This is a genomic window from Pseudovibrio flavus, assembly GCF_009711345.1.
Classification (GTDB): Bacteria; Pseudomonadota; Alphaproteobacteria; order Rhizobiales; family Stappiaceae; genus Pseudovibrio; species Pseudovibrio flavus.
Genome location: NZ_SMMA01000063.1, coordinates 1 through 4,174 on the forward strand (window position 1 = coordinate 1; position 4,174 = coordinate 4,174).

5 protein-coding genes are annotated in these 4,174 nt (G+C 51.9%); all 5 read left to right on the plus strand.

Annotated features, from left to right (window positions below; translation table 11 throughout):
- Window positions 1–42: 42 nt before the first annotated feature.
- Window positions 43–726, plus strand: a complete 684-nt coding sequence (locus E1162_RS11855) for a GntR family transcriptional regulator (RefSeq protein ID WP_155131025.1) — start codon at window positions 43–45, stop codon at window positions 724–726.
- A gap of 187 nt (window positions 727–913) precedes the next feature.
- Window positions 914–1,891, plus strand: coding sequence for a C4-dicarboxylate TRAP transporter substrate-binding protein (locus tag E1162_RS11860; RefSeq protein WP_155131027.1), 978 nt, complete (start codon window positions 914–916; stop codon window positions 1,889–1,891).
- Between the two features lie 78 nt (window positions 1,892–1,969).
- On the plus strand, window positions 1,970–2,440 hold the full coding sequence (locus tag E1162_RS11865) for a TRAP transporter small permease (RefSeq protein ID WP_155131029.1): 471 nt from the start codon (window positions 1,970–1,972) through the stop codon (window positions 2,438–2,440).
- Complete coding sequence (locus E1162_RS11870) at window positions 2,437–3,711, plus strand: TRAP transporter large permease (protein ID WP_155131032.1); 1,275 nt, start codon at window positions 2,437–2,439, stop codon at window positions 3,709–3,711. The genes E1162_RS11865 and E1162_RS11870 overlap by 4 nt, the downstream gene beginning before the upstream one ends.
- 82 nt (window positions 3,712–3,793) lie before the next feature.
- On the plus strand, window positions 3,794–4,174 hold a 381-nt coding region (locus E1162_RS11875; protein WP_503328170.1), incomplete at its 3' end, for an RraA family protein.

A 4,174-nucleotide genomic window follows, 5' to 3' on the forward strand; every position in this document is an offset into this window, starting at 1 on the left:
TTTATAGAAAATACAAAATGGAAACAATAAGAGCTAATATTTATGAAGATCACGAAGTCAACTCTGGCACGGCAGGTGTATAAAGAATTGCATAGCCGCATTACTATGGGAAAGCTTCCCATAGGTCAGCGTTTGCTTCCTTCTACGCTTGCTGACGAGCTTTCCATTAGCCAAACACCGGTCAAAGAAGCATTGGCGCTGTTGGAGCGCGACGGACTGGTAACCGGAGAAGAACGACGAGGGGCTGTCGTTCGCGCTTTCACGCCCAAGGACATTGAAGCGATCTACGATGCGCGCTCTATGATCGAGCGCCATGCGTTGGAAGCTGCGTTTCAAAAGGGCCTTGTGACGGAAGCGTTCAAACAATCTCTGGAAGATAAATTCAAAGTCATGTCTCAGCTTTCCAGCGAGAGAAACATGACAAACCTGCTTGAATTTTTGCGCATCGACAGAGAGCTGCACAGCTCCATCGTTGCTGCGGCGGATAATCCTATTCTGGATGACTGGCATCGTCTTGTCCTTTGGCAGACCCAGACAGTGATGACCTATTCCGTCGAAAACTACTTCTTTGAGCGGGCGATGAAGGAGCATCGCGAGCTTATTGATGCGATTTGCGCGGGCGACCTGCCTGCGGCATTGGAGGCCATTTCTTTTCATATGGAACAGTGCCGCGTGGAGCTGGTTAGCAGACCACCTGAGGACGGGGAGGTGCGCGGAATAAACTAGATTAGGGCTGTGCCGGAGAATTGGGAGTTCATCGGCAAAGCTTAGAGGAGGGGCGGTTCAGCACTCGTGCTGATGGAATGAGGGAAGGCATTTTGCAGGCAGTTTTTGGCTTTCCCGCAGAACAAAGGGTTCTGTCCGTGGCGTTCGCTACACCAAATCAACGGCTGCCTGCTGCGGAGGAAAGAAAATGCTTAAGGCGCTTAAAAAGACGCTTATTGCTGCAACTGTCGTCACTTTGGGCACGTTCAGCGCTCATGCTGCACCACTGGAAATCAAGGTCGCCTACGAGAACAATCCGGGTGAACCTCTCGACATCGTCATGAATTATTGGGCAGATCTCATCGACGAAAAGAGTGAAGGCGAAATCCAGTTCAAACTCTATCCAAGTTCTCAGCTTGGTTCCAAGAAAGACATTACCGAACAAGCTTTCATGGGCGTGCCGGTGATCACCATCTCCGACGTTGGCTTCCTAGCAGATTATGAGCCAGACCTCGGCATTCTCTTTGGTCCTTACCTCTCCGAAAATCCTCAGGCGCTGTTCCAAGTTTACGAAAGTGACTGGTTCAAGGAAAAAGAAGAAGCGCTGAAGGAAAAAGGCATTCACGTTGTCATGAAGAACTATCTTTATGGCACCCGCCAGATTCTCTCCAAAAAGCCTATCGAAACCCTTGCTGATATGAAGGGCCAGAAGATCCGCGTGCCTAACAACGTCATGCAGATCCGCGCAATCGAGTCCATGGGCGCAACAGCAACCCCAATGCCACTTGGTGAAGTGTACACTGCACTGACACAGGGCATCATCGACGGCGTTGAAAACCCGCTACCAGTGCTCTACGGCGGCCGCTTCCATGAAGAAGCCAAGTATCTGTCCATGGTGGACTACCTTGTAAACACCTCCATCTTTATTGGCGGTGAAGCCTTCTTCAGCACACTTTCCGAAGAACAGCTCGACCTCGTTCACTCCACAGCGCGTGAAGCAGGTCTCTACAGTCAAGAACTGGCTGCAAAGGATGACGCTGCAATCATCGCGAAAATGGAAGCTGAAGGCGTGACCGTTATCCGTCCGGATGTATCCACCTTCCGTGAAGCTGCAATGACCACTTATGACCAGTTCCCTGAATGGTCTGAAGGTCTTTACGAAGAAATTCAGGCAGCTCTCAAGTAAGCCTACATTACTTCAGGAAGGGCGCATTGCTTGGTGCCCTTCCTCTTTCCCCCAATCATAAAAATATGGCAGGTCACTATGCGTTTACTCCGTCACGGTGTGGACTTCTGCGTTGCCCTAATCTTTGTCGCGCTGGTCGTGGCAACCTGCTACGCAGTCTTTATGCGCTACTTCATGGCCAATCCTGTTCACTGGTCAGAAGAAGTGCTGTGCCTTCTCATGGTCTGGGCCGTAATGCTGGGTGCTGTGGCATCCGAACGAGATAACGAAAACCTCTCCATCCCTGTCCTAACTGAAATTCTTCCCACCAAGCTCCGCTTGATCGTCGAAATCAGCATCAATCTTATTTCCATTTGTGCGCTGATCTTCGTTGCCTACCTCGCCTACAGCCTAGCGCAGAAGACATCATTCAAAGTCACCGAGATCCTGCGCATTTCTTGGTACTGGATCGACCTTCCGGTCACCATCGGTTCATTAGGTATGGCGGGCTACATGAGCATTCGTCTCGTGGAACAGTGCAAACAACTCATTAAGGGAACAGAAGAATGAGCTGGCCAGTCATCATCCTCGTTATGCTGGCGTTCTTCGCCCTCAACATGCGCCTTTATCTGGCGATCCTCGTGTCGGTTCTGGTCTACTTTGTTTTCTTCCAGACAATCCCGCACGAAATCGCTATCCAGCGCTTCATCTCGTCTACCCAGAATACCTCGCTGCTGGCTATTCCGTTCTTCATCTTGCTGGGTTCGCTGCTGGCGTATTCCGGTATTGCAGAGCGCGTTGTAGCGCTTGCCCAGTTGCTTGTCGGCCGTATTCGTGGTGGCTTGGCGCTCACCAACATCATGGTTAGTACCTTGATGGGCGGTCTGTCTGCTTCCAACCTTGCCGATAGTGCCATGCTGGCCCGTATGATGGTGCCGGAGATGGAAAAGAACGGCTATAACAAAGCGTTCTCTTCTGCGGTAACTGCGGCCGGTTCTTTGATCACACCGATCATTCCACCGGGCATCGCGCTCATCATCTATTCTTTGATGGCGGAAGTCTCTGTTGGCCGTATGTTTATGGCAGGTGTTGTGCCTGGTCTTGTCTGCGCAGCTTTCATGCTGGTGACCGCTTATCTTGTATCCGTCAAACGCGGCTACAAGCCATCCCATACCCGCCGCCCGACAACCAACGAGACAGTGCGTACTGTTATCGGTGCTTGGCCTGCGATCTTCCTCGTCGGTATCGTGATCGGTGGTGTGCGTCTTGGCATCTTCACACCAACTGAAGCAGGCGCTGCGGCAGTGGGTATCGTGATAGTCATCGGCATGTTCATTTACCGCACCATGAACCTCAAGCATGTGATCTCGGCTCTGGTTGAAACCGGTAAGTCCACTGCTTCTGTGATGCTGGTTATCATGGCAAGCTCTGCGCTGGCTTGGGTGTTCTCTATGGAGCAGGCGGGCCCTGCGTTTGCGGAGTACATCACCTCGCTTACCGACAATAAGCTGGTGTTTATTCTCAGTTTGAACTTGTGCTTGCTGTTCTTCGGTATGCTGATTGAAGGAACTGCGATCCTCATCGTTCTGGTACCGCTTCTGATGCCGACCATCAAAGCGTTTGGTATCGACCCTTACCACTTCGGCATCATCATGGTGCTCAACCTTTCCATCGGCACGCTGACCCCGCCAGTTGGCACCGTCATGCTGGTGGTGAGCAACATCACCAAAACCTCTGTGGCTGATTTTACCCGCGAAGCCTTACCGTTCTACGGCGCGCTTCTCGCAGTACTTGCGCTCATCATCATGGTTCCGGCCATCTCGATCGGGCTTGTCTACTAAGTTCTAGCGCCTCCCGCCGCTGTCTGGCGGGAGGCGACCTCATCAAAAAACAAAGAACACTCTTCACTCTCAGGAGACCACCATGCCTAAATACTGGAGCAACGACGACGAGCTTTTCGCTCTCGCTCGCAAGGAACTGTTTGTAGCCCTCGTTGGCGACATTCTCGATACCAAAGGCTACGTCCATCAGTTTCTCGATCCGAAACTGAAGCCGATTGACGATCACATGGTTATCATTGGCCGCGCGATGCCGGTTCTGGAAGCCGACTTTTTCGGCGACAAAAACAAAGGCAACAACCCGCTTTCTGAAAAGCCGTTTGGCTACATGTTTGAAGCGCTGGATGATCTCAAAAAGAACGAGGTCTATGTCTGCGCTGGCGCTTCCCACCGCTATGCGTGCTGGGGCGGTTTGATGACCACCCGCGCGAAAGTGTGCGGCGCTGTTGGCGCTGTTGTTCACGGC